25 protein-coding genes are annotated in these 23,663 nt (G+C 67.6%); 12 read left to right on the plus strand and 13 right to left on the minus strand.

What is annotated here, in order from left to right; genetic code table 11:
• Positions 1 to 24: 24 nt before the first annotated feature.
• The 3 genes from PWS46_RS02390 to PWS46_RS02400 all read right to left on the minus strand — a co-directional run bounded on the left by PWS46_RS02390 (position 25) and on the right by PWS46_RS02400 (position 2,654).
• On the minus strand, positions 25 to 792 hold the full coding sequence (locus tag PWS46_RS02390; protein WP_434617537.1) for a FadR/GntR family transcriptional regulator: 768 nt from the start codon (positions 790 to 792) through the stop codon (positions 25 to 27).
• A 151-nt stretch (positions 793 to 943) separates the two neighbouring features.
• A complete protein-coding gene (locus tag PWS46_RS02395) occupies positions 944 to 1,861 on the minus strand; it encodes a DMT family transporter (protein ID WP_434617540.1) in 918 nt (305 codons plus the stop codon).
• Between the two features lie 103 nt (positions 1,862 to 1,964).
• Positions 1,965 to 2,654 carry a hypothetical protein gene (locus PWS46_RS02400; protein WP_434617543.1) on the minus strand — a complete coding sequence of 230 codons (690 nt, stop codon included), beginning with the start codon at positions 2,652 to 2,654 and terminating at the stop codon, positions 1,965 to 1,967.
• A 119-nt stretch (positions 2,655 to 2,773) separates the two neighbouring features.
• Between PWS46_RS02400 and PWS46_RS02405 the strand changes: the two genes are divergently transcribed.
• The 7 genes from PWS46_RS02405 (at position 2,774) to PWS46_RS02435 (ending at position 10,376) form a co-directional block, all read left to right on the plus strand.
• Positions 2,774 to 3,631, plus strand: coding sequence for an N-formylglutamate amidohydrolase (locus PWS46_RS02405; protein ID WP_434617546.1), 858 nt, complete (start codon positions 2,774 to 2,776; stop codon positions 3,629 to 3,631).
• Positions 3,632 to 3,656: 25 nt separating this feature from the next.
• Positions 3,657 to 4,805 carry a carboxylate-amine ligase gene (locus PWS46_RS02410; protein WP_434619874.1) on the plus strand — a complete coding sequence of 383 codons (1,149 nt, stop codon included), beginning with the start codon at positions 3,657 to 3,659 and terminating at the stop codon, positions 4,803 to 4,805.
• A 196-nt stretch (positions 4,806 to 5,001) separates the two neighbouring features.
• Positions 5,002 to 6,324, plus strand: a complete 1,323-nt coding sequence (locus PWS46_RS02415; RefSeq protein WP_434617549.1) for an O-acetylhomoserine aminocarboxypropyltransferase — start codon at positions 5,002 to 5,004, stop codon at positions 6,322 to 6,324.
• A gap of 10 nt (positions 6,325 to 6,334) precedes the next feature.
• Positions 6,335 to 7,150, plus strand: a complete 816-nt coding sequence (locus tag PWS46_RS02420) for an alpha/beta fold hydrolase (protein ID WP_434617552.1) — start codon at positions 6,335 to 6,337, stop codon at positions 7,148 to 7,150.
• 145 nt (positions 7,151 to 7,295) lie between these two features.
• Positions 7,296 to 9,218, plus strand: a complete 1,923-nt coding sequence (locus PWS46_RS02425; protein WP_434617555.1) for a PAS domain S-box protein — start codon at positions 7,296 to 7,298, stop codon at positions 9,216 to 9,218.
• 85 nt (positions 9,219 to 9,303) lie between these two features.
• Entirely contained in the window at positions 9,304 to 10,032 is a 729-nt protein-coding gene (gene queC, locus PWS46_RS02430; RefSeq protein ID WP_434617558.1) for a 7-cyano-7-deazaguanine synthase QueC, read from the plus strand.
• A gap of 110 nt (positions 10,033 to 10,142) precedes the next feature.
• Positions 10,143 to 10,376 carry a hypothetical protein gene (locus PWS46_RS02435; RefSeq protein WP_434617561.1) on the plus strand — a complete coding sequence of 78 codons (234 nt, stop codon included), beginning with the start codon at positions 10,143 to 10,145 and terminating at the stop codon, positions 10,374 to 10,376.
• A gap of 21 nt (positions 10,377 to 10,397) precedes the next feature.
• Here the strand turns inward: PWS46_RS02435 and PWS46_RS02440 are convergent, their stop codons facing one another.
• Complete coding sequence (locus tag PWS46_RS02440) at positions 10,398 to 10,748, minus strand: cupin domain-containing protein (RefSeq protein ID WP_434617564.1); 351 nt, start codon at positions 10,746 to 10,748, stop codon at positions 10,398 to 10,400.
• A gap of 12 nt (positions 10,749 to 10,760) precedes the next feature.
• Entirely contained in the window at positions 10,761 to 11,474 is a 714-nt protein-coding gene (locus PWS46_RS02445; RefSeq protein WP_434617567.1) for an HAD family hydrolase, read from the minus strand.
• Positions 11,475 to 11,787: 313 nt separating this feature from the next.
• Between PWS46_RS02445 and PWS46_RS02450 the strand changes: the two genes are divergently transcribed.
• Positions 11,788 to 12,000, plus strand: a complete 213-nt coding sequence (locus PWS46_RS02450) for a DUF1127 domain-containing protein (protein WP_434617570.1) — start codon at positions 11,788 to 11,790, stop codon at positions 11,998 to 12,000.
• 215 nt (positions 12,001 to 12,215) lie between these two features.
• Here PWS46_RS02450 and PWS46_RS02455 read toward each other — a convergent pair whose 3' ends face one another.
• Complete coding sequence (locus PWS46_RS02455) at positions 12,216 to 13,352, minus strand: type III PLP-dependent enzyme (RefSeq protein WP_434617573.1); 1,137 nt, start codon at positions 13,350 to 13,352, stop codon at positions 12,216 to 12,218.
• Between the two features lie 438 nt (positions 13,353 to 13,790).
• Between PWS46_RS02455 and PWS46_RS02460 the strand changes: the two genes are divergently transcribed.
• Positions 13,791 to 14,363: an MgtC/SapB family protein gene (locus PWS46_RS02460; protein WP_434617576.1), complete on the plus strand. Its 573-nt coding sequence runs from the start codon at positions 13,791 to 13,793 to the stop codon at positions 14,361 to 14,363.
• Here the strand turns inward: PWS46_RS02460 and PWS46_RS02465 are convergent.
• The 5 genes from PWS46_RS02465 to PWS46_RS02485 all read right to left on the minus strand — a co-directional run bounded on the left by PWS46_RS02465 (position 14,329) and on the right by PWS46_RS02485 (position 18,384).
• Positions 14,329 to 15,531, minus strand: a complete 1,203-nt coding sequence (locus PWS46_RS02465) for a multidrug effflux MFS transporter (protein WP_434617579.1) — start codon at positions 15,529 to 15,531, stop codon at positions 14,329 to 14,331. The two genes, PWS46_RS02460 and PWS46_RS02465, sit on opposite strands and share 35 nt — an antisense overlap.
• A gap of 99 nt (positions 15,532 to 15,630) precedes the next feature.
• Entirely contained in the window at positions 15,631 to 15,807 is a 177-nt protein-coding gene (locus PWS46_RS02470) for a hypothetical protein (protein WP_167393315.1), read from the minus strand.
• A 15-nt stretch (positions 15,808 to 15,822) separates the two neighbouring features.
• Entirely contained in the window at positions 15,823 to 16,764 is a 942-nt protein-coding gene (locus PWS46_RS02475) for a bifunctional riboflavin kinase/FAD synthetase (RefSeq protein WP_434617582.1), read from the minus strand.
• A 128-nt stretch (positions 16,765 to 16,892) separates the two neighbouring features.
• The gene (locus PWS46_RS02480; RefSeq protein WP_085088172.1) at positions 16,893 to 17,342 is read right to left on the minus strand and encodes a MaoC family dehydratase; all 450 of its coding nucleotides are present in this window, start codon (positions 17,340 to 17,342) and stop codon (positions 16,893 to 16,895) included.
• 466 nt (positions 17,343 to 17,808) lie between these two features.
• Positions 17,809 to 18,384, minus strand: coding sequence for a septal ring lytic transglycosylase RlpA family protein (locus tag PWS46_RS02485; protein ID WP_434617585.1), 576 nt, complete (start codon positions 18,382 to 18,384; stop codon positions 17,809 to 17,811).
• 170 nt (positions 18,385 to 18,554) lie between these two features.
• Between PWS46_RS02485 and PWS46_RS02490 the strand changes: the two genes are divergently transcribed.
• Together PWS46_RS02490 and PWS46_RS02495 are read left to right on the plus strand one after the other, a co-directional pair.
• Positions 18,555 to 19,589, plus strand: coding sequence for an alpha/beta hydrolase (locus PWS46_RS02490; protein ID WP_434617588.1), 1,035 nt, complete (start codon positions 18,555 to 18,557; stop codon positions 19,587 to 19,589).
• Positions 19,590 to 19,619: 30 nt separating this feature from the next.
• The gene (locus PWS46_RS02495) at positions 19,620 to 20,633 is read left to right on the plus strand and encodes a DUF6352 family protein (protein ID WP_434617591.1); all 1,014 of its coding nucleotides are present in this window, start codon (positions 19,620 to 19,622) and stop codon (positions 20,631 to 20,633) included.
• Between the two features lie 16 nt (positions 20,634 to 20,649).
• On the opposite strand, the gene PWS46_RS02500 is transcribed toward PWS46_RS02495, so the two are convergent.
• Positions 20,650 to 21,795, minus strand: coding sequence for an AI-2E family transporter (locus PWS46_RS02500; protein ID WP_434617593.1), 1,146 nt, complete (start codon positions 21,793 to 21,795; stop codon positions 20,650 to 20,652).
• A gap of 124 nt (positions 21,796 to 21,919) precedes the next feature.
• Here PWS46_RS02500 and PWS46_RS02505 point away from each other — a divergent pair, with 124 nt between their 5' ends.
• On the plus strand, positions 21,920 to 22,444 hold the full coding sequence (locus PWS46_RS02505; protein WP_434617596.1) for a CreA family protein: 525 nt from the start codon (positions 21,920 to 21,922) through the stop codon (positions 22,442 to 22,444).
• A 32-nt stretch (positions 22,445 to 22,476) separates the two neighbouring features.
• Here PWS46_RS02505 and PWS46_RS02510 read toward each other — a convergent pair whose 3' ends face one another.
• Positions 22,477 to 23,430 carry a succinylglutamate desuccinylase gene (locus tag PWS46_RS02510; protein WP_434617599.1) on the minus strand — a complete coding sequence of 318 codons (954 nt, stop codon included), beginning with the start codon at positions 23,428 to 23,430 and terminating at the stop codon, positions 22,477 to 22,479.
• Positions 23,431 to 23,663: the final 233 nt, after the last annotated feature.

Below are 23,663 nucleotides of genomic sequence, written 5' to 3' on the forward strand. Positions count from 1 at the left end.
GTCAGCGGGGTCGAAGGTCGATGATCAGGCACCCGCGGCGTCGGGGGCGGGCGGGCTGTTGGCCTGAACTGCCGGTTCATCGGTCATGGTGCGGTAGCGCGCGAGAATCCAACCGAGATGCGCGGTGACGGCGTTGGCCGCAGCGTCGGGGTCGCGCCGGGCGATGGCCTGGTGGATGGCGCGGTGATGCTCGATCATCAGCGCCTCATGGTTTTCCATGAAGGGCTCGGTGTGCTTCATCTCGACCATGTTGCCGAGGATGTCGCGGATGGTCGACAGCAGGTGAAGATAGACCGGGCTGCCGGACGCCTGGGCGACGGCGACGTGGAAATCCATGTCATCGGCTGCACGGCCGCCGTCCCGGTTGGTCTCGCTCATCGCCGCCAGGATGCGGCCGATGGTGTCGATCTGCTCCTGCGTCGCGCGCTCGGCGGCGCGGCGGGCCGCCCAGCTTTCCAGCGCCATGCGAATTTCGACGAGGTCGCACAGATTCTGGTGGGTGCTGCGCACCATGGTGGTCAGGGCGCCGTCCATTACGCCGGCCGACGACACCACGCGGGTGCCGCCGCCCTGGACCGCGGTGAGGAAGCCCTGGGTCTTCAACTTCTGCAGGGCGGCGCGGACGGATACCCGGCTGACATGCAGCTGTTCGGCCAGTTGGCGTTCGCCCGGCAGGCGCTCTCCCGGCACCAGCTCACCACGCGCGATGCGGTCGAGAAGCTGTTGGGCCACCCACTCCGAAATACGCTGCGAGGAGGAGGGGACGTGAGCGCTGTCGTCGGTGCCGGGCACAGGTTGTTCCCCTTTGATCGGAAGACGGTTCATCGATGGATGGTCATACCGGTAACGGTCCTCGCGGGTGCGGTCAATGGGGCACAGCCACGCTGCGGCGCCTTGCCCGCGGGACGGAAAAACTGAGAGGCGACGACGCGAAGACGGTGTCTCAGCGGCTGCCGCGGCGGGCCATCAGGATGCCCACCAGGATCACCGCAGCGCCGATGGCCTGCAAGGGTCCCAAAGGTTCGTTCAGCAGGATCCAGGCGAGGATCGCTGCCGCTGCCGGTTGCAGCAGCAGGCTGACCGACGAGAAGGATGCCGGCAAGTGGGCGAGGGCGTAGGCGATCAGGCTCTGGCCGCCGGCATGGCTGAACAGGGCGAGGCCGGCCAGGACGGCCCATCCGGCGGCGGTCGCCGGCAGCATCGCCTCGCCGTCGGACAGGCCGAGCGGCAGCAGCACGATGGCGGTGATGGCCCCGCTCCAGGTCATGATGGTCGCGGTGGAGAATTCGGCGCGCAGGCGCCCGACCGACAGAATATAGCCGGCATAGAAGGCGGCAGTCAGCAGGCCCAGCGCGTCGCCGAACAGGTGTTCGGGGCTGAGCCGGAAGCTCTGGCCCATCAGCACGACGGCGCCGGCCAGCGCCAGCAGCATTCCAAGCACGAACCGGCCGGTGATCCGCTCCTTGAACAGGAACCATGCGGCCGGTGCAACGAACAGCGGGGCGAAGTTCGCCAGCAGGGTGGAGTTGGCGACCGAGGTGTAGCGGATCGATGTGTGCCAGATCGCGAGATCGCCGGCGAAGAACAGCCCGGCCAGCGACAGGCGGCCATAATCGGAGAGCGAGGAGGGGCGACGGCTGGCCCGTCCGCCCGGCCGCCGCGACTCGCTGCCCATCCACAGAGCCAGGACCGGCGTCGCCAACGCCGTGCGCCAGAAGCCGGTTGCGACCGGACCGACCTCCGACAGGCGGACGAAGATGGGCGCGAAGGCGATGCCCAGGGCGCCGACCAGCAGCGCGATCAGGGCGATGCGCTGCGTCCGGTACAGATGGTCGGCGGGAAGGGCGATTGCGTCTGGCATGATCCGCTTATATCCGCCGCTCCGTCGCCGGGCCAGCGGGACGCAAGTCATGGCTGCCGTGCGCCCCGTCGACTCCTCCGCAGGCTGTCAGGTGGGGAGGGGATCAGCGCGGCCGGATGCGGCGAAGCGACACCGCCTCGTCGTCTTCGGCGCTGTATTCGTCGTAATGGACCGGGCAGCGGCCGTCCTTGCGCGGCTTGTCCTTCACCGTCGCCGGGTACCAGTCGCCCTTCCATTGAACCTCCACCCGCATGCCGGGCTGGCACAGCGAGGCACCGGCCTGATAGCCGGCATTGGGGGCGGGTGCCATGGGGGCCGGGGAAGCGCCCGGTGGGATGGGGCTCAGCATCGGCGCGGCTGCGGGGGCGGGGGCCGGCTTCTCCTGGTCGCAGAAGGCGGTGCAGACGCGCTTGGCGATCACCTGCCCGCCGCAGCTTCCGCCGAAGCAGTCGCGATAATCCGCCTCGCACCGCGCTTCGCAGCTGCTGTTGCCGCAGGAATAGGAACGGTCGAAGTCGCTCACCGATCTCTTGATCGGCTTCTTCTCCGCCTGCTGGCGGTTCACATAGGCCTGATATTCGTATAGTGCGCGGGTCCGCGCCTCGTTCACGCAGGCCTGCTGCGACATTCCGCAATTCTGGCGGCAGAAATTGCGGTTCTGCTGACACTGGTTGACGCAGAGCCGGCCTTCCGCCGACGACGGCGGGATCAGGCTGTATTGCGTCTCGTAAACGGGTCCGCAAGCGCTGAGCAGCGCCATCACGGCAAGGCAGAGGGTGAGCAGGCGGAGCATGCGGGGCGTCTTCCGGGTGGGTTCGCGCGGAGAGGGAGTCGGAGCGTACCAGCTTGCCGTTCGGGCTACCACCATCGGCCGCGCTTCCGCCCGGCGCGGCGGTTGCGTTAGTGTGGCATATGGCCTCATCACCTTCCGAACATCGCCGGCCCGTCACCGCTCCCGCACCGGCGCCCCGTGCGGCAGCGCCCCTGCTGGGCCCGAACGATCCGCCGCCGGCGACCACCCTGAACCCGGACGCCCGCAGTCCGCTGCTGCTGGTGTGCGACCATGCGTCGCGAGCGATTCCCGTTTCACTCGGCGATCTCGGCCTGCCGGAGGAGCAGCTCTGCCGCCACATCGCCTACGATATCGGCGCGGCGGAGGTGACGCGGCGGCTGGCCGACCGTTTCGGCGCCACCGCGGTGCTGTCCGGCTTCTCCCGTCTGGTGATCGACCCGAATCGCGCTCTGGATGACCCCACCGCGATTCCCGTGGTCAGCGATGACGTGGTGATCCCCGGCAATCGCGCGCTGGATGCCGAGGCCCAGGCCCAGCGGGTGGAGGCGCTGTTCAAGCCCTATCACACTGCGGTGGCGGCGGCCGTCTCGACGATTCGCGCCCGCGGACAGGTGCCGGTGATGGTGTCGGTCCACAGCTTCACCCCGGCGATGCGCGGTGTGGCGCGGCCCTGGCACATCGGCGTGCTGTGGGACAACGATCCGCGCCTGCCTGTGCCGCTGATCGAGGCGCTGAAGGCCGATGGCCGCTGGTGCGTCGGCGACAACCAGCCCTATTCCGGCCGCGGCACGCTGGGCGGCACGGTGGAGACCCACGCGACGCCCGCCGGCTACCCCAACGTCCTGCTGGAGGTGAGGCAGGACCTGATCGCAACGCCTGAGGGCGCCGAACTGTGGGCGCAGGTGATCGGCGATGCGCTGGAACCGCTGCTGCCCCTGCCGTCGCTGGCGACCATCCACCATTATCCGCGAGCCTGAACACCGAATGGAAAGCGCCGTGCCCATGAAAAGCGCCGCGACCGAACCGTCCTTCACCCTCGGCCTGGAGGAGGAATATCTGCTGGTCGACCGCGGCACGCGCGACATCGTACCCAGCCCGCCGGACGAGATGCTGGAAGCCTGTCAGGAGCAGGCGCCCGGCCGCATCCACCCGGAATTCCTGCGCTGCCAGATCGAGGTGGGAACACCGGTCTGCAAATCGCTGGTCGAAGCGCGGACCGAATTGGCGGCACTGCGTGCCACCGTGGCCGGGGTGGCCGACCGCTATGGGCTGGCGCCGATCGCCGCCTCCACCCATCCCTTCGCCGCGTGGGAGCCGCAGAAGCACACCAACCGCGACCGCTACAACATGCTGGCCCGCGACCTGGGAGCGCCGGCCCGTCGGCTGATGATCTGCGGCATGCATGTCCATGTCGGGATCGAGGATGACGACCTGCGCATCGACCTGATGAACCAGGTCCGCTATTTCCTGCCGCATCTGCTGGCGCTGTCGACCTCCTCGCCCTTCTGGCGCGGGCGCGACATGGAGCGCCGCTCCTACCGGCTCAGCGTCTGGCACGAACTGCCGCGCACCGGCATGCCCGCCGGTTTCCAGAGCTTCGGCGAGTATCAGAGCCATGTCGCCGTGCTGGTAAATGCCGGGGTGATCGAGGATGCCAGCAAGCTGTGGTGGGACATCCGCCCGTCCTCGCGCTTCCCGACGCTGGAGATGCGCATCACCGACATCTGCACCCGGCTGGACGACGCGGTGACGGTGGCGGCGCTGTATCGCTGCCTGCTGCGCATGCTGTGGCGGCTGAAGGCGCGCAACGTCACCTGGCGGCCCTACAAGAACATGCTGATCGAGGAAAACCGCTGGCGCGCCCAGCGCTATGGCCTGGACAGCGGGCTGGTCGATTTCGGGCAGGGCCGCATCGTGCCCTATGCCGACCTGCTGGATGAGATCATCGACCTGACCCGCGAGGATGCCGAGCATTTCGGCTGCACCGTCGAGGTTGAACGGGCGCGCGAGATCGTCAAGCGCGGCACCAGCGCCCATCGGCAGATCGAGATCTTCCAGGCGGCGCTCGCCGACGGCGCCGACGAGGACGAGGCGCTGCGGCGTGTGGTGGACTGGCTGGCGGAGGAGACGATGGTGGGGGTGGCGGCCTGAAGGATACGCTACGGCACCACCCCTACGCGCCACCTCTCCCAACCGCCTTGACGCGCGCGTCATGTCTCCATACGCTTCCGCACCGTCGATGCCGCTGGAATGCGGGTTGAACAGGGCTGGCAAATAAAAAGCTGAAAAGCAGAGAGGGCCGCTCGTCGTTGGCGGCCCTCTTCCAACATCAAGGGGAGGGAGGAGCATGGCCGGCGCCAAGTTCCTGAAGTTCGATACGCAGAGCCTGCATGCGGGACAGAGGCCCGATCCGTCGACCGGGGCGCGGGCGGTTCCGATCCACCTGACCTCCTCCTACGTCTTCAGCGACGTCGATCAGGCGGCGGCCCTGTTCAATCTGGAGCGGCCTGGCCACATCTATTCGCGCATCTCCAACCCCACCGTCGCGGTGCTGGAAGAGCGGCTGGCGACGCTGGAAGGCGGGGTGGGCGCCGTCTGCACCGCCAGCGGACAGGCGGCGCTGACGCTCGCCATCATGACGCTGATGGGGGCGGGCGGGCACATCGTCGCCTCCTCCTCGATCTATGGCGGCAGCCGCAACCTGCTGACCTATACGCTGCCGCGCTTCGGCATCACCACGACCTTCGTCCATCCGCGCGACCTGGACGGAATCCGCGCGGCGATCCGTCCGGAGACCCGGCTGGTCTTCGGCGAAGTGCTGGGCAATCCGGGGCTGGAGGTGCTGGACGTGCCGAAGGTCGCGGCGATCGCCCATGAGGCCGGTATCCCGCTGCTGATCGACTCGACCTTCACCACCCCGTATCTCTGCCGCCCGTTCGAGCATGGCGCCGATCTGGTCATGCATTCCTGCACCAAATGGCTGGGCGGGCACGGCACCGCCATCGGCGGCGTGGTGATCGACGGCGGCCGCTTCGACTGGGAGGCGTCGGGCAAGTTCCCGACCCTGACCGAGTCCTATGCCGGCTATCACGGCATCGATTTCGCCGAGGAATACGGCCCGGCCGCCTTCATCGCCCGCGCCCGGGCCGAGGGTCTGCGCGATTTCGGCGCCTGCATGAGCCCGATGAACGCCTTCCAGATCCTGCAGGGCGTGGAAACGCTGCCGCTGCGGATGAAGGCGCACATCCACAACACCCGCAAGATCGTCTGCTTCCTGGAAGGGGAGCTGAATGCGGAGAAGGGCGCCGTCGGCTGGGTTTCCTACCCGGAACTGGTCGACCATCCCGACCACGCCCTGGCCGCCCGGCTGCTGCCGCATGGCGCCGGTTCCATCATCTCCTTCGGCATCCGCGCGGGTGCGCACGGAGGCCGCGAGGCTGGCCGCCGCTTCATCGAGTCGCTGACCCTGTTCTCGCACCTCGCCAATGTCGGCGACGCCAAGTCGCTGGTCATCCATCCCGCCAGCACCACCCACGCGCAGCTCGATGCGGAGGCGCTCGCCGCCGCCGGGGTGGGGGAGGACATGATCCGCCTGTCCATCGGGCTGGAGGATTGCGAAGACCTGATCGACGACCTGAAGCAGGCGCTGCGCGCCGCCACCAAGGGCTGAGGGCCGCGCCATGCAGCTGACCGTCAACGGAACCCCCGTCTTCGTCCACACCGGCGGCCGGGACATCGACCCCGCACGGCCGGCCGTCGTGCTGATCCACGGCGCCGGCATGGACCACAGCGTGTGGAGCCTGCAAAGCCGCTATCTCGCCCACCATGGCCGCTCGGTGCTGGCGGTCGACCTGCCGGGCCATGGCCGCTCCGGCGGGGAACCGCTGGACAGCATCACCGCACTCGCCGATTGGGTGATCGCCCTGCTGGATGCCGCCGGGCTGGAGCGCGCAGCGCTGATCGGCCATTCCATGGGCGCGCTGGTGGCGCTGGACGCCGCCGCCCGCCATGGCGGACGGGTGGAAGCGGTGGCCCTTCTGGGCATCGCGGAGCGGATGCCGGTCCACCCGGACCTTCTGGCCGCCGCCCATGCCGGCGAACAGTCGGCCATCGATATGGTGGTCGGCTGGGGCTTTGGGCCGCGCGGTCATGGCGGCGCCCAGGGCGGTGGCTGCCCGACGCCGGGTCTGGCGCTCATCCCCGGCGGGCGCCGGTTGATGGCGTCGGTTCGTCCGGGCGTGCTGGGCGTCGATCTGGCCGCCTGCAACGACTATGGGCAAGGCGCCGATGCCGCTGCGGCGGTCGGCTGCCCGGCGCTGTTCCTGCTGGGGGCGCTGGACAAGATGACTCCGGCAAAAGCCGGGCGATCGCTGGCGGCCCGCGTCAAGGACTCAAAAGTCGTCGTCCTGCCGCAGACCGGCCATATGGTGATGACCGAAGCCCCCGACGCAGTGCTGGAGGCGCTGACATCCTTCCTGTCCTTGCGCCGGGGATAATGACGTCGGAAGAACGGTTTCAGAGTCGAAACCGATTGGTCGGAGTCGGGTTAATCCTGACATGAACCAATAATGGCCCCTGATTACTCTGCATGGCGGGATCGAAGCCATCCCGCCATGCGCAGCAGGTTCGGGGGGTATCATCTTGCAGGATGGCGAGTGTCGCGCGACCGCACCGGCTGTCGGCGCCCTGTTCCGTGATTGCCGGGAGGTCGTCGCGCTCCTGTCGGCCGACGGGCGTGTGCTCCAGATCAGCGAGGCCGTCGCCGACCTGCTGGGTTACACTCCGGATATGCTGACCGGCGCGTCACTCGACGGCCATATCCATCCCGACGATGTCGATGAGGCGCGGCGCCGGCTCCATTTGCGTGCGGTCGCGCCGGCCGGCAGCAGCGGCCGTGCGGTTTTCCGCTTCCGTCATGCCGATGGCAGCTGGCATTGGCTGGAGGTCACCACCCGCAATGAACTGGCCGATCCGGCCATCGTCGGGCTGGTGTTGAACATCCGCGACATCAGCGGCCAGATCGGTCTGTCGGAACGGCTGCGCGCCAGCGAAGCGCGCTACCGCACCTTGGCGGAAGCGGTGCCGGTCGGCATCCTCCAGGCCGGCGCCGACGGGCAGGTGCTGTTCGCCAATGCCCGGCTTGCCGGCATCACCGGGCTGGAGCCCGACCGGCTGCTCGGCAGCGGCTGGCTCGACTCCGTCCATCCCGACGACCGGGCGCGGGTCGCGGCGGACTGGCGGCGGGAGGCGGTCGGCGATCCGGCGCCGACCGATTTCCGCTTCCACGACCCCGACGGCTCCGGCGCCGACCGGCGCGTGCTGTGCCAGCGCATGCCCCTGGAGGATGGCGGCTTCATCGCCACCATCACCGACGTCAGCGAATATGTGCACACCGCCAATGCCCTGCGCCTGTCGGAGGCGCGCAACGAGGCGATCCTCGACACCGCGGCCGACGCGATCCTGACCGTCGACGAGGCCGGCGTGCTGCACAGCTTCAACCGGGCGGCGGAGGCGATGTTCGGCGTTGCCGCCGGGGATCTGCTGTGGCGCCCGCTCGACCGCCTGATCCCGCTGGCCGACCTGCGCGAGGAAGGCGGTGTCCGGCTGGAGTTCGCGCCGGGCCAGACAACCGCCCTGATCGCCCGCGACCGCGCGGCGGAAGCGGAGCGTGCCGACGGCACCCGCTTTTCCGTGGAACTGTCGGTCAGCGCCAGCGAGGTGGAGGGGCGGCGGCTCTACACCGCCATTCTCCGCGACGTCACCGAACGCCGCCGGGCGGAGGCCGAGTTGCTGGCGGCCAAGGACGCGGCGGAGGCCGCCGACCGAGCCAAATCCACCTTCATCGCGGCGATGAGCCACGAGCTTCGCACCCCGTTGAACGCGGTGATCGGCTTCTCACAGTTGCTGGAGGTGCAGGCCGGGGGATCGGTTGGCGACGCGCAGCGGAACGATCAGATGCGTGATTGCGTCGGCGCGATCCGTCAGGCCGGCGAACAACTGTTGGCGATCATCGACGACATCCTCGACATGGCCCGCGTCGATGCCGGCGGACTGTCCTTGACCGAAGGACCGGTCGATTTGTCGGCGGTCGCCGAACGGGCCGTGGCAAACATGCGCTTTCACGCCACCCGCCAGAAGGTGACGGTCGAGGTGAAGGCCGATGGCGGATTGCCGCCGATCCGTGGCGACGAACGGCGCCTGGTCCAGGCGCTGGGCAACCTGCTGTCCAACGCCATCAAGTTCAGCCATCCGGGAGATGCGGTCACCCTGACGGCGGCACCGGCCGCCGATGGCTGGATCGCGCTTTCGGTGCAGGACCGCGGCGTCGGCATGCGGCCGGAGGACATCGGCAAGGCGATGACTCCGTTCGCCCAGATCGACCAGAGCGCCACCCGCCATCATGAGGGCGTCGGGCTTGGCCTGCCGCTGGCGCTGCGTCTGGTGGAGGCCCATGGCGGCACGCTGACACTGGACAGCGCACCGGGGCAGGGCTGTACCGCCGCCATCCGGCTGCCGCCGTCGCGCATCATGACCGTCGCCGAGATGCTGGCGGCGATGTCCTGAACTGGCCTGCGCCGGCCGGATGTGTCAGAAGCTGTCGCAGAGAGTCCGCCCGGCGGGCGGTCGGCTTTTGAAAGGCAGGTGTGCGATGGCGGCTTTGGGCGAATCCAGGCAGGCGGTGGTTCTGGTCAGTGGCGGCCTCGATTCGACGACGGTGCTCGCCATTGCCAAGGCCGAGGGCTATCGGGTCAACGCGCTCAGCTTCCGCTATGGCCAACGCCATTCGGTGGAACTGGAGGCGGCGCGGCGGGTGGTCGCGGCGGTGGGCGTGGAGCGGCATGTGATCGCCGACATCGACCTGCGCGCCTTCGGCGGCTCCGCGCTGACCGATGCCATCGACGTGCCGAAGCATGACAGCACCGCCGATCTGGAGGCCGGTCTGGGGGAGGGCATCCCCGTCACCTATGTGCCGGCGCGCAACACCGTCTTCCTGTCCTTTGCGCTGGCCTGGGCGGAGACGCTGGGGGCGTCCGACCTGTTCATCGGCGTCAACGCGCTGGATTACTCCGGCTATCCCGACTGCCGCCCGGAATACATCGCGGCCTTCGAGACGCTGGCGAATCTCGCCACAAAAGCCGGGGTGGAGGGCACCAGCCGGTTCAAGATCCATGCGCCGCTGATGCGGATGGACAAGGCCGCCATCGTCCGCCGCGGGCTGGAGCTGGGGGTCGACTACAGCCTCACCCACTCCTGCTACGACCCGACGCCGGAGGGGCTGTCCTGCGGCGCCTGCGACAGTTGCCTGTTGCGCCTGAAGGGTTTTTCCGAAGCCGGAATGACTGACCCGATCCATTACGCCAGCGGAACGAAAAAGTAATCCCCTCCGGCCTCTCCCTGGTCATCAGCGGCGGAAATCCGACTTGCCGAACAAGATAAAATTTTATATAAAAGCGTATCGATTTGTTCGGGACGATGAGGGAGCGCAAGATGGCTGCCACCTCCTGGATGGGACCGCGCCTGAGCGGCCGCGCCGCGCGGGCGGTGCTGCGCGAGCATCGCCGCGCCAATGCCCGCAAGCGCGGCTGGTCGCGTGACATCGCCCGCCTGATGCTGGTCGCCTCCGTCCTGGTGCTGGGGGTGCTGGCGGTGGAGATCGGCCGCAAGGCGGTCACCATCCTCGGCCACAGCGCCGCCCAGCATTCGGTCGAGATCGTCGGCTGAGGGTTTGGCTCAGGACTTGGCTCAGGGCAGGACCACCACATAGCGTTTGGTGGTGACGGCGACTACGGTCCAGCTTCCCGTGAAACCCGGTTCGATGACGAAACGGTCCCCGGCCTTCAAGGTCCAGGAGCGCCCGTCGTCATGGGCGACGACACTCTCGCCTTCCAGAATTTCGCAATATTCCCACTCGTCATAGACGATGCGCCAGGAGCCGGGCGTCGACCGCCAAGTGCCGGCGAACCGTTTGCCGTCATCCGACTCGTAGCCGTTCCAGGTGGTGAAGACCGGTGACCCGGCCAGGATGCGGTCGGCAGCCGGGGCGCCGGTCTCCGGCGTGATGCCGTCGAGGTCGGGCAGGGGAAACAGGGTCATCGACGGAACTCCTCACCAGTCGGCCAGCAGCGCCGGCAGGTCGCGGATCGAATCCAGCCGGCGGTAATGATCGTCGGGCACCTCCGCCTCCTCATGCGCCCAGGTGATGGCATAGGGGATGTGGACGGCGTGGGCACCGGTGGCCAGCACCGGCAGGATGTCCGAGCGTACCGAATTGCCGACCATCAGGAAACGGGCCGGATCGATGCCGTGGCGGTCCATCACCCGGCGGTAGGTGGCCGGGTCCTTCTCGCTGACGATCTCCACCGCGTGGAACAGCTCCGACAGGCCGGAGCGTGCGATCTTGCTTTCCTGGTCGAACAGGTCGCCCTTGGTGATCAGGACCAGCCGGTGGCGGCCGGCCAACGTCTCCACCACCTCCGCCACGCCGGGCAGCAACTCCACCGGATGCTCCAGCATCGCCTTGCCGAAGTCGATCAGGCTCTGCAGGTCGCGGGCCGGGACATGGCCGTCGGTGACGGCGATCGCCGTCTCGATCATCGACAGCACGAAGCCCTTGATGCCGTAGCCATAGACGCGGAGGTTCGCCCGTTCCGCCTCCAGCAGGCGGCGGTCGAGGTCGGTGGGGTCGGCGGCATGGGCCAGCAGGGCGCGGAAGCGGTCCTGCGTCATCGAAAACAGCGATTCATTGTGCCAGAGCGTGTCGTCGCCATCGAATCCGATGGCGTCGAAGGTTTGGCCGGCGGGGGTGAGATTGCTGTTCATGAGCCTGTCCGCTTGTCCGCAGGATTGATCAGTAAGTAAAACAATACATCGCCCAAGTGGGCCGGCATTGTCCAGGGGGAGCCGATGCAGGGGTCCTTTATTGTCAGCATAGCGAACCGTAAGTATCCGCAATGACGATTTTGCCACAGATCGGTGACATTCCATGGCGAGTTCTTCGCTGCCTGCAAAGCGGGCATGTTGCCGTCGGGGGTGGCAACATGGCTCGAAGAAGCATAATTATATTTCCACACAAGGAGGACGTGATCGCCGACCGGCGGACCCTCCATAACAAGACATCTCAGGAATCTCCATCATGGCAACCCTTCTGCATTCGGCCGAGACCGGCCACAGCGCCTCCACCTTCGCCCATGTCGTCGAAGTGGCGTCGAACCTGCTGGGCCTGTGGCGCCAGCGCATCGTGACCCGCCGCGAGCTGGGTTATCTGGACGATCGTATGCTCCAGGACATCGGCTTCAGCCGCCTGGATGCCGAGCGCGAGATGTCGAAGCCGTTCTGGCGCGAATGAGCGCCTGCACGCCGGCCGGCGAACGCACCGGAAAAGGCCGCTTCCGTTGATCGGAAGCGGCCTTTTTCTTTGTCCGATGCTTGCCGTGCCCAAAAATCAGGCTGCATGAAAAAGCAGCAGCCGAAGAAAGAAAAGCCCGCCGCCGGAGGAACCGGCAGGCGGGCTTTTTCTTGACGCAACTGCGAAGACGGGCAGGGCGCAGCCCCGTCGGCTTCTCAGATGCAGTAATGGTGCAGCGGCGCGAAGCCGTTGAAGCAGACGGCCGAGTAGGTCGTGGTGTAGGCGCCGGTGGCGTGGATGCGCACGCGGTCGCCGGCCTTCAGACCCATCGGCATCTTGTAGTCGGCACGCTCGTACAGCACGTCGGCGCTGTCGCAGGTCGGGCCGGCCAGGATCACCGCCTCACGGTCGTCTTCCTGCTCGTCGCCCAGCACTTCGATCGGGTACTGGATCGCCTCGTCCATCGTCTCGGCCAGACCGCCGAACTTGCCGATGTCCAGATAGACCCAGCGCTTGGCATCCTCGGCCGACTTGCGCGACACCAGGACCACTTCGCTCTCGATGATGCCGGCGCTGCCGACCATGCCGCGGCCCGGCTCCACGATGGTCTCCGGCAGGTGATTGCCGAAGTGGGTGCGCAGCGAGTCGAAGATCGCCTGGCCGTAGGCGGTGCATTCCGGCACGTCGGTGCGGTAGCGGGTGGGGAAGCCGCCGCCCAGGTTGATCATGCCCAGGTCGACGCCCAGCACCTCAAGCTCGCGGAACAGCTGCGCCACCTGGAAGATGGCGTGGTCCCACTGCATCAGGTCCTTCTGCTGCGAGCCGACATGGAAGGACACGCCATAGGGCTGCACGTCCATGTCGCGGGCCTTCAGCAGCAGGTCGCGCGCCATCGGCAGATCGCAGCCGAACTTGCGCGACAGCGGCCATTCGGCGCCCTCGCCGGAGGTCAGGATGCGGCAGAACACACGGGCGCCGGGGGCGGCGCGCTCGATCTTCTCCAGTTCCGGCTCGCTGTCGAAGGCGAACAGGCGCACGCCCAGCTCATAGGCGCGGCGGATGTCGCTTTCCTTCTTGATGGTGTTGCCGAAGGAGATGCGCTCCGGGGTGGCGCCGGCGGCCAGCGCCATCTGGATTTCCGGGACCGAGGCGCAGTCGAAGGCGGAGCCGAGACGGGCCAGCAGGCTGAGGATTTCCGCGGCCGGGTTCGCCTTCACCGCATAGAAGATGCGGGCGTCGGGCAGGGCGTCGTGCAGATCGTTGTAGTTCTGCTCGACGACATCCAGGTCGATGACGAGGCAAGGGGTCTGCGGGCGCTGCTCTTCGAAAAAGCGCGCAATCTTCTGGGTCATCTCAGTCTCCTGGGACGCAAGATGATGGAACGGAAAGGGTGAAGTCGGGGGGACGGAGCGGCCGAGCGGGCCGATCAGCAAATGGAAAGGCTGATCAGGCGCTCAAGCCGCCAATACTGGATTGCCCCGTACAGAACCCTGTTCTGTCCGTATGGTCCAGGAGCGGCAGATTTCGGAGACGGGTGAGCACGCGCCCACCCACAACAACATCAACCATCGTAACCTCCAAGTCGCCGCCTTGTTTAAGGGACGGTCGGGGATCACGCGTTACGTCGTTGCATAACCACATCTCGGAGACGCCGAGGGGCGGGCCAGCGGCACGTGCGCTTGCGAGTTCGCGTTACATAGATCCAACGCGATCGAATGCAAAGTGAAAAATGCCCTGTGCCCCAAAAAAGTGGCAGCCCGTTTGACAGGCGAAAAAACCGGAGTGATTTCATGGGCTTGACTGCGGATTTGACGACGGAGGAGATGGGATTGCGGCTGCTGGCTGCGGCCTTCTGCGGTGCGTTGCTTGGGTTGGACCGCGAAATGCGGGGCAAGGCGGCGGGGTTGCGCACGCATACGCTGATCTCCATCAGCTGTGCCCTGACCACCATGGTCGCGCTGGAGCTGTTCACCGGCCTGCGGACCAGCGGCGACGAGCGGCCGAGCGACCCGGTGCGCGTCATCCAGGGCGTGGCGCAGGCGGTCGGCTTCATCAGCGCCGGCGTGATGTTTCGATCCGGCGACAGCGTGCGGGGGGCGACGACCGCCGCGATCATCTGGGTGGCGGGCGGTCTGGGCATCGCCTGCGGCGCCGGCTATTACGCGCTGGCCGGCATGACGCTGGGCCTGTGCCTGGTGGTGACCATCCTGTTCACCATCCTGATGGACCGCTTCCCGCAGCTGGGAGCGGCAGAGGCCGAGGAGGACTCCGAGGATGTGCGCCTAAAGCCGCGCCACCGCCGCCACGCCACCCTTCGCCAGGGCCGGATCAGGCGGATTGCCCGTCACGCGCCGCGGGGATGACCAGCAGCTGGTGCGCCAGCAGCGCGCCCAGGCCCACCAGCCCGATGGCTCCCATCATCGGCAGGGCGGTGCCGTCGTTCAGATGGCCGACGACGATGCCGACGACCGCAGCGATGGACATCTGCGCGAAGCCCAGCAGCGACGACGCCAGCCCGGCCATGGTGGCGTAGGGGCCGACCGCATTGGCGGTGGCGTTGGGCAGGGTCAGCCCGGCGCCCAGGATGAACAGGAAGACCGGCACCACGATGGCCAGCAGGTGCAGCACCCCGGCCAGCGCCAGCACCCCGCCCACCAGTCCGCCACCCAGCGACAGCAGCGTGCCGATGCGGATCATCCGCGCGCCGCCCAGCCGCGGCGTCAGCCGCCCGGCCAGGAAGGTGCCCAGCATATATCCCAGGACCACCGCGCCGAAGCTGGCGCCATACTGCGCCGGGGTCAGGTGCAGTTGCCCGATCAGCACGAAGGACGAGCCGGAGATGAAGGAGAAGATGCCGCTGTAGGAAAAGGCCACCACCAGCACATAGCCGACGAAGCCGCGGTTGCGCATCAGCAGCAGGTAGTTGGCGGCGAGCCGGCCCGGCCGCAGCGCCTCCTCGTCGCGGTGGGCGTTGGTCTCGCCCAGCATCGACCACACCGCGGCCAGGATGCCGCAGGCGAACAGGGTCAGCAGCAAGAAGTTGGCGCGCCAGCCGAACCACTCCGTCAACACGCCGCCCAGCATCGGCCCCACCGCCGGGGCCAGCGCCATCGCCATCGACATATAGGCCAGCACCGTCGCCGCCCGGTCGCGCCCGAACACGTCGCGCACCACCGCGCGCGCCACCACCGGGCCGCAGCAGGCGCCCAGGGCCTGGAAGAAGCGGGCGGCGATCAGCGCCTCGATGCTGCTGGTCATGGCGCAGACGGCGCTGGCCGCCAGATAGATCGCCACCCCCACCAGCAGGGTGGGGCGCCGGCCGAACCGGTCGGACATCGGGCCATAGACCAGCTGCGACACCGCGAAGCCGACCAGGAAGATCGACAGGGTCAACTGCACCGTGGCGACGTCGGTGTCGAACACCCGCACCAGCGTCGGCAGCGACGGCAGGTACAGGTCGGTGGACAGCGGGCCGAAGGCGACCAGCGCCGTCAGCAGGACGCGGATGGACAGGGAATCGGGACGGGGCATGGACCGGCTTTGACGCGACGCGGGGACGGGGCGGCACTGTATCAGATGAAACAACCGCCGCCAGCGCGGATCGCTTGCAACCCTGTCACTTGGCCCGGTTCACTTGGCCGGCAGCACCATGCGGATGCAGCGCGCCAGCACGGTATTGCCGGTCATCTCGCGGTAATTCTGGATGATGATCGGCTCGGCAGCCTTGCATTGCTCCATGCTGGCGAAATCCAGCGTGGTCGGGCCGCCCTGGTTCAGCATGAACAGCAGCATCAACACGCGCTCCATCCCCGGCTCCTCCGGTCAGCCGGCCGCCAGCACGGCGCGGGCGGCGGCGGCGTCCTTCACGATCTGGTCCTTCAGCACGTCGAAGCTGGGGAACTTCATCTCCGGCCGCAGGAAGTCGATCATCTGGACCCGCAGATGCAGATCGTACAGGTCGAGGTCGACATCGAACAGGTGGGCCTCCAGCCGGGCGACGATGCCGTCGACGGTGGGGCGGGCGCCCAGATTGGCGACGCCGGGCAGCCAGACGGTCTCGCCGGCGCGGTCGATTCCGGCGCGCACGGCATAGACGCCGAAGGCCGGGCGCAGATACTCGCCCAGTTCGATGTTGGCGGTGGGGAAACCGATGGTGCGGCCGCGCTGGTCGCCATGGACGACGCGCCCCTCGATCTCCCAGGAATGGCCCAGGACGAAGGCGGCCTCGCGCGGCCGGCCGGCGGTCAGCGCATCGCGCACACGGGTGGAGGAATAGACGCCGCCCTGCTCGTCGGACACCGGCCCGACCTCCGTCACGCCGAAGCCCTGGGCCCGGCCGGCCTTCAGCAGAAAGGCGGGATCGCCCGACCGCTTGTGGCCGAACAGGAAGTCATAGCCGCAGACGACGTGCCGCACGCCAAGCCCGGCGACCAGAATCTCGTCGACGAAAGCCTGCGCCGTCTTGTGGCGGAAGCCGTCGTCGAAATGGCAGACGATCAACTGGTCGACGCCCAGCGCCTCGATATGGCGGGTCTTGACGCGGAAGGGCGTCAGGCGGAAGGGCGGGTCGTCGGGGCGGAAGACGCTGCGCGGGTGCGGTTCGAAGGTGACGACGGCCGACGGCACGCCCATCTCCGCCGCAAGGCGCTGGGCGGTGCCGATGACCGTCTGATGCCCGCGGTGCACGCCGTCGAAATTGCCGAGCGCAACGACGGCGCCCCGCTCTTCGGCCGGCAGGTCGGCGGTGTGTCTGTACAGTCGCATGCGCGCCCCGGTGCTGTGGGCGGACCCCGGCGGGTCCGCTTGCTCGGGCGTCTATATAGACCGACGCCGGCGCGGGGTAAACGCGCCGGCGTGTTTTACGCTCTCAAGCAGCCGATCACCCGCGGCAATCACCCGCGAGAGGGGACCATCAGCAGCGCCTCGCCCTCGACCACCACGGTCTCGCCGACGCTGCAGACGGTCTTGATGACGCAGCGGCGCTTTTCCGGGATCAACTCGGTGATGGTGGCGCGGGCGGTGACGGTGTCGCCGGCGCGGACCGGCGCCTTGAACTTCAGCGTCTGGCTCATGTAGATGCAGCCCGGCCCCGGCAGCTTGGTGCCCAGCACGGCCGAAATGAAGCCGACCGTCAGCATGCCATGGGCGATGCGGCCCTGGAACATGGTGGTGGCGGCATATTCCTGGTTGATGTGGACCGGGTTGGTGTCGCCGGAAATGCCCGCGAACAGGACGATGTCGGCCTCCGTCACCGTCTTGGCGAAGCTGGCCGTCATGCCGACGGACAGGTCTTCGATGCAGTAGCCTTCGATATCCTTGCGGACCTGACGCACGTCGTCCATCGCAGCAATTCCTCTTTCTCTCGGTGCCTGTTCCGGCGTCTGACGCTCGGGGCGCCGCGCCGTTCGCTGCAATGCGTGGTGTGCGCCGCAGCGAGGGGAATGGCACCACGTCTCCTCCAAAAATGCAAAAAAATCTCTAACGTTCCGCACAAGTCCGCAGGAATGGCGGTTGCCCCTTTCGGCAGGCTTTGCCGCAATGGAAGCCGCCATGGTGCCGGCGGATTACTTCGGTTCGAAGGTATAGCAATGGGAATGGTGCCGGATCAGTGGCTTACCGGCAAAGCTCATGGCCATGGGCCGGCTGCGGCGGCGTTGGTGCGACTTTGCCGCCACCCTGTCGTGCCGTGGCGGCAAAGTCCGTTTCTTTTCAGAGACCTGACCATACGGTGACTGTTGGTTCGGCGATTTAACGGAAATCCGACAGCGGGCGCGGCGAATCGGAAGCCGTCTTCGCCGCGCCGCAGCATTACTTGCCGGACCCGGAGTGCGACACTGTGTCGCTCTTGCTGCCCCCGCTGCTGCCGTTTCGGCGACTGTCCCCCTGGGCGACCTGGCTGTCGGGGGTGAGCTGGTCCACCTTGTCCTCCACCTTTTCGCGGGCGGCATCGGTCGGCTGCTCCGACGGCTTGACCTCCACCGTAACCGGCGCGGTGCCGTCTTCGATCATGTCCAGCTTTTTGGCGGCGGAGCGCGACAGGTCGATGACGCGACCGTCGACATAGGGGCCGCGGTCGTTGACGATGACGTCGACGCTCTTGCCGTTCTCCTCGTTCGTGACGGTCGCCTTGGAACCCAGCGGCAGGGTGCGCGAGGCGGCGGTCGCCTTGTTCTGGTTCATCGTTTCGCCGCTCGCCGTGGTGCGGCCATGGAATTTCTGACTGTAGAAGGACGCTTCCCCCTTGTGGACGAGGATCTCCTCGCCATCCTCATGCTCGACATGCACGGGCGGAACCTTGGCCTTTCCATTCGCCAGCGCGGGGACGGCAGTCCCGCTCAGGGTCGCGGCGGCAATCGCCAGGACGATGATGCGTGTTGTCTTCATCGGTTCACCTCCAACGGCGGACCAACGGCTTTCAAGGAAAAGAGTTCCCTCTCGCAGCCGATACAAGACATCGCTACTATTTCTGGTTTTCTTATATCTTGACGAATTCGAAGTGGGTGGCCCGTCCGGGCGCTCTTCCGGTCTGCAACACAACGGTCAGGGGAGAAAAGATGGCCGACGATGCCGCTTGGACTGCATCCGAATTTGCGGCGAAGCCTGCCGATCAAACCGTTGCCTGTCCGGCTGCCGGTTCCGTGGAGATGCGCTTCGCCGCGATGCCGGACGGGGCCAGGCTGCGCGTCGCCGTCTGGCCGGTGCCGGAGCAGGTTCGCGGCACGGCGCTGGTGCTGACCGGCCGGGCGGAGTTCATCGAGAAATATGCCGAAACCGCGGAGGCGCTGGCCGCCCGCGGCTTCCGCGTGGTGGCGCTCGACTGGCGCAACCAGGGCTTGTCCGACCGGCCCTTGCCCAACCGGCAGATCCACCATCTGACCGACTTCGCGACGCTGGTGGACGATCTCGACGAGGTTCATCGGCAGGTGGTGGCGCCCGTCGCCGCGGAGACGGGCGGGCCGCTGATCCTGCTGGCCCATTCCATGGGTGGGCTGGTGGCGACGCTGGCGCTGGCCCGCCATGCCGACGACGATCCCGACCGCTATGCCGCCGTCCTGCTGTCGGCGCCGATGTATGCCATCCACAGCGGGCCGCTGCCGCGCTGGCTGGTGCGGGTGCTGGCCGGTCTGGGGCTCGCCTGCGGATCGGGCGCACGCTATGCGCTGGGGCAGGGCGACTACGACCCGGCGGAGGGGCGCTTCAGCCCGGACAACAAGATCACCGCCGATCCGCGGCGCTACGCCGCCTTCCACACCCCCTATGCCGAGCGGCCGGAACTGCGCGTCGGCGGTGTCAGCTTCGCCTGGGTTGCCGCCGCCCTCGATGCGGAGGATGCGCTGCGCCATACCCTGCCGCTGGAGCGGGTGCGCACGCCGGTGCTGCTGATGAGCGCGCCGGACGACCGGGTGGTGCGGGCGGAAGCGCACCGCGCGGTGGTGGCCCGGCTCGGCAACGCCCATCTTGCCGACTATCCCGGGGCGCGGCACGAATTGCTGATGGAATGCGACGCCATCCGCGACAGGGTCTGGGCGGACATCGACGCCTTTCTCGACAAGACTCTTGCGCCGGGCGGCGGCTCTGTCGTCGGATAGGCGCCTTCAGGACCAAAGGTGCCCAGCAGCATGACCGATTTCTGGACGGCGTCCGGTTTCCACCTGTTGACCCGCGATGCCGACAACCATCTGGCGGTGACGCCCGATTTCCTGCGCGCCTACCTGCTCCGGCCGGAGATGCGGCCGCCGGAAGAGGCCTGCGATGCCGAACGCACGCTGCACGCCGCCTTGCTGGACGATCCGGCGCGGATTGTGCCCGCACCGCTGCTCGACGCCATCGCCGACGCGGATGCGCGGGAGAATTTCCAGGTCTGGCTGGCTTTCCGCGACCGGCTGCTTGCCGCCGGAACGCTGGAGGGCTGCTACATCCGCCTGTTCCGCGAGGGTGCCCGCGGGGTGCCCGGCCTGTTCATCGACCAGTTGGTCCACGCCATCCTGCGCGGCATCCTGGATGAGACGCCGTCCGGCCTGCGCGCGCGGGCGGGGGAGCTGTTCTTCCGTGAACAGACGGTGTCGGTGGAGGAGGGCCGCGTCCGCGTCGCCGATGCCGAGACGGTGGAGACGATGGCGGCGTCGGGCGGCTTCGGTTCGCTCGGACGACTGGTGGTGGAGGCCGGCACCGCGCCCCGCAGCGTCGAGCTGGACATCCTCGACGAGACCAACCATCCGCTCTATTGGGGCCGTGACGCCCGGCACGACACTGTGCTGGACATCACCTTCGCCGCCGCCGGTCTGGACGCGCTGGCGCGCGTGCTGGAGGCCTGGGTCGGGCATTTCCTGGGCGTGACGGTCAACATCCAGCCGGTGCAGAACATCCGCGACGACCGCTGGGTCTGGCATGTCGGGCTCGACAGCGCAGCATCCGCGATCCTCAACGATCTCTACAATGGCGTGGAGGTGGGGGAGGACCGGCTGGCCCGCATCCTCGCCCTGTTCCGCCTGGACTTCGCCGATCCCGCCGCCATGCGCCCCGACCTCGCCGGCCGGCCGGTCTATCTGGGGCTGGCGATGACGGAAGGTCGGCGGCTGAAGCTGAAACCGCAGAACCTGCTGGTCAATCTGCCGCTGGCTTCGGTGGCGTGAGGGGGCGGCGGTCCCCTCAGTCCCCCAACAGCGCGCCCACCGGCTTCAGCGGTTCGTGCGCGTCGAACAGAATCTTCAGGATCGCCAGGATCGGCACGGCCAGCAGCGCGCCGGGAATGCCCCACAGCCAGCCCCAGAACAGGATCGACACGAACACCGCGATGGGGTTCAGCGACAGCCGGCGGCCGACGATCATGGGGGTGAGGAAATTGCCCTCGATCGTTGTCAGCGCCACGAAGGACAGCGGCGGCAGGATGATGGTGCCGAGGCTGTCGAAGGTCAGGACCGACACCAGGAAGAACACGCCGGTCATCACCGCCGGGCCGATGAAGGGGATGTAGTTGGCCAGCGCCACCATCACCCCCCACAGGGCCGGGTTGGGCAGCCCCCACATCCACATCACCAGCCCGGTCGCCACACCCAGCACGGTGTTGATGGCGGTGATGGTCAGCAGATAGGCGGCGATGTTCTGCTGCAGCGTCGCCGCGACCATGGCGTAATGCACGCGATCGTCGACATCGCGCATGGTGCCGATCAGCGATTCCAGCGAATGGCGGCCACGGGCAAGGAAGAAATAGAGCAGCACCAGCAGGATCACGACATTGGCGAGAACCGATTCGACCTGGCTGACCGCCTGTTCCATCAGCGTCGGGCCACGCACCACCACCTCGCGCACCGGCCCGTCGCCGCCGGTTTCCTTGGTGATCTGCTCGATCTGGCGCGACGCCTCGCGGGCACGGTCGATGCCGGCGCGGATGTCGCCCAGCTTGAATTCCAGCTCATGCAGGACCCGCGGCATGCGGTTCACCCACTCCGCCGCCGGGCCGGACAGGGTATAGACCGCCAGCAGCACGCCGCCGAACAGCGTGACGACCATGACGGCGGCGCCGAGCCCCTCGGGCACGCCGATGCGGTAGAGGGCGCGGACCAGCGGGCGCAGAAGGAAGCTCAAGATCAGCGCCAGCATGATCGGCAGCAGCACGTCGCGTCCGAAATAGAGCGCGAACAGAACGGCGATGACGAACAAACCGACGACCGCGATGGTCATCGGATCGCGGCGGTGGCCGGGTCTGGGCAAGGGGTCGGTCGCCGGTTCCGGCGTGCCGGCAAGCGGGGCCTCCGGGGCGGGGGGAAGCGCGGCGAGTGGTCTGCGGTCTGTCATCGCGGTGGCCGGACCTCCGGAGGGAGGCGCTTGACGGCGGCGCCCGACCCTCCGATCTAGGGGAGTGTTTTCCGGGCCGCACAGCTTGCGGTCCCCGCCCGTCCTTGCCGGAGACCCGATCGAGATGCGCAGCCCGTTTCCCCTGATGAACGTTTCCGCCGGCCTTTTGGTTCTGGGCCTGCTGACCGCCGGGCTGCCGCTCCGCACGGCGGCGGCCGACGAGGTGGTCGGCCGCTTCTCCAACGACTGGACCGGCAACGGGTTGGAGATCCAGGCGATCGAGGATCCGAAGGTGAAGGGAATCACCTGCCATCTGGTCGATTTCGACCGCAGCCTGATCGACCGGCTGAGCAAGGGCAACTGGTTCGAGGACCCGTCCAACGCCTCCATCGCCTGCCGTCAGACCGGGCCGGTGACCGTCGGCGACATCGAGTTGTCGCAGAAGGGGGAGGAGGTCTTCTCCGAACGGAAAAGCCTGATTTTCAAGTCGATCGCCATTCGCCGCATCTACGACCGGCCGAACGACACGCTGATTTATGTGGTGTACAGCCGACAGGTGAAGGACGCCTCGGCCAAGACCTCGATCTCCACCGTTCCGCTGTTCAGCGCGAATGCGACCTGGACGAAGGGCAAGCCGGCGGCGAAGTGAGGGGGCGCTCCCCCCATCCTCGCCTCTACCTGTTAACCGACGATCCGCCCCAGCCGCACCGCCGTCTGACCGGACTTCACGCGGCGGGCGGGCATGATCAGGACGCAGTCGTCATAGGGCGTCAGGATCGCGCGCCCGTCGTCCCAGCCGATGACGGTGCCGGCGCGGCCGATCACCTCCATGCCGACGAATGGGGCGGTGAAGCGGAACCGCTCGGTGGAGGCGGTGACGGCGTCGGTGACTTCCACCACCCGCTGCGGATCGGTGCGGGGGCGCAGGCGCGGTCCGTTCTGCGGTGGCTCGATCATCTCCAGGCCGAGAAGCAGGCGCAGGCAGCTTTCCAGCGCGACCGTCGCGGTCTCGGCCCGCCAATGCTGGCCGCATTCGACCAGGATGGCGGTGTGCGATCCCTCCGGCTCGGCGAAATTGCCGTAATCGATCAGCCGCTTGCCCCCGGCATGGCCGCCGTCCGCCACCACCCAGGCCGGATAGCCGAGGCCGAGCGCAAGGTCGCGCCCGCGCGTGGTCCGGCCGCACAGGGTGAGCGGCGCGGTGTCCGCCGTCATCGAATGCAGGTCGAGCAGCAGGTCCGCCGACTCATAGATTGGGCGCAGGACGCGGGCGCGCCGCAGTTCCACGCTGTCGCGCCGCCCGTCCAGATGCTCCGGCGACCACAGCCGGTTGAAATCCTCGTCGAGATAGCGCGAGGCATAGGGGTTCTGGCGGTCGAAGGTGGCATAGGCGGCGGTGTTGGCGAAGACGAAGGTCAGCCGTCCGCGCGTCGGCCGCAGACCCATCCGCAGCAGCGCATCCAGGGCGATGGCACCGCACAGCTCGTTGCCGTGGACGAGCGCGTTCAGCACCACATGCGGCCCCGGCTCCGCCGCCGACAGGCTGGTGACGTGGTCGATGCCGGTGTTGCCGCGCCGGTGGGGCGCGATGTCCGGCGGGGAGAGTTCGACGGGGGCAAAGAGCGGGTCGGTCAAGCGGCAAGCTCGCCAGCGGTGGGCGCTCCAATCAGTATGACGAACCAAGCGACTCCGCGCCAGTGCGGGCCGGTCGTGTAGGGCGGTTTTTTTGGCTGATGCGTGCTGTGCGATGTTGCGGCGGCATGGCAGGATCATGACGAATTGCCGTCGACTGCGGCTTGACGCTTGGGTTATAGGAATCGCCTGATCAATCAGGGCGGCGGTTGACCTTGCGGCAATTGAACTGGCGG

Source organism: Azospirillum sp. B2RO_4 (assembly GCF_051124815.1).
GTDB lineage: Bacteria > Pseudomonadota > Alphaproteobacteria > Azospirillales > Azospirillaceae > Azospirillum.

Coding starts and splice junctions, on each gene's coding strand:
- PWS46_RS02395 (WP_434617540.1), bottom strand. CDS start 1,861: ATGCCAGACGCAATCGCCCTTCCCGCCGACCATCTGTACCGGACGCAG.
- PWS46_RS02400 (WP_434617543.1), bottom strand. CDS start 2,654: ATGCTCCGCCTGCTCACCCTCTGCCTTGCCGTGATGGCGCTGCTCAGC.
- PWS46_RS02405 (WP_434617546.1), top strand. CDS start 2,774: ATGGCCTCATCACCTTCCGAACATCGCCGGCCCGTCACCGCTCCCGCA.
- PWS46_RS02410 (WP_434619874.1), top strand. CDS start 3,657: ATGAAAAGCGCCGCGACCGAACCGTCCTTCACCCTCGGCCTGGAGGAG.
- PWS46_RS02415 (WP_434617549.1), top strand. CDS start 5,002: ATGGCCGGCGCCAAGTTCCTGAAGTTCGATACGCAGAGCCTGCATGCG.
- PWS46_RS02420 (WP_434617552.1), top strand. CDS start 6,335: ATGCAGCTGACCGTCAACGGAACCCCCGTCTTCGTCCACACCGGCGGC.
- queC (WP_434617558.1), top strand. CDS start 9,304: ATGGCGGCTTTGGGCGAATCCAGGCAGGCGGTGGTTCTGGTCAGTGGC.
- PWS46_RS02435 (WP_434617561.1), top strand. CDS start 10,143: ATGGCTGCCACCTCCTGGATGGGACCGCGCCTGAGCGGCCGCGCCGCG.
- PWS46_RS02440 (WP_434617564.1), bottom strand. CDS start 10,748: ATGACCCTGTTTCCCCTGCCCGACCTCGACGGCATCACGCCGGAGACC.
- PWS46_RS02445 (WP_434617567.1), bottom strand. CDS start 11,474: ATGAACAGCAATCTCACCCCCGCCGGCCAAACCTTCGACGCCATCGGA.
- PWS46_RS02450 (WP_434617570.1), top strand. CDS start 11,788: ATGGCAACCCTTCTGCATTCGGCCGAGACCGGCCACAGCGCCTCCACC.
- PWS46_RS02455 (WP_434617573.1), bottom strand. CDS start 13,352: ATGACCCAGAAGATTGCGCGCTTTTTCGAAGAGCAGCGCCCGCAGACC.
- PWS46_RS02460 (WP_434617576.1), top strand. CDS start 13,791: ATGGGCTTGACTGCGGATTTGACGACGGAGGAGATGGGATTGCGGCTG.
- PWS46_RS02465 (WP_434617579.1), bottom strand. CDS start 15,531: ATGCCCCGTCCCGATTCCCTGTCCATCCGCGTCCTGCTGACGGCGCTG.
- PWS46_RS02470 (WP_167393315.1), bottom strand. CDS start 15,807: ATGGAGCGCGTGTTGATGCTGCTGTTCATGCTGAACCAGGGCGGCCCG.
- PWS46_RS02475 (WP_434617582.1), bottom strand. CDS start 16,764: ATGCGACTGTACAGACACACCGCCGACCTGCCGGCCGAAGAGCGGGGC.
- PWS46_RS02480 (WP_085088172.1), bottom strand. CDS start 17,342: ATGGACGACGTGCGTCAGGTCCGCAAGGATATCGAAGGCTACTGCATC.
- PWS46_RS02485 (WP_434617585.1), bottom strand. CDS start 18,384: ATGAAGACAACACGCATCATCGTCCTGGCGATTGCCGCCGCGACCCTG.
- PWS46_RS02490 (WP_434617588.1), top strand. CDS start 18,555: ATGGCCGACGATGCCGCTTGGACTGCATCCGAATTTGCGGCGAAGCCT.
- PWS46_RS02495 (WP_434617591.1), top strand. CDS start 19,620: ATGACCGATTTCTGGACGGCGTCCGGTTTCCACCTGTTGACCCGCGAT.
- PWS46_RS02500 (WP_434617593.1), bottom strand. CDS start 21,795: ATGACAGACCGCAGACCACTCGCCGCGCTTCCCCCCGCCCCGGAGGCC.
- PWS46_RS02505 (WP_434617596.1), top strand. CDS start 21,920: ATGCGCAGCCCGTTTCCCCTGATGAACGTTTCCGCCGGCCTTTTGGTT.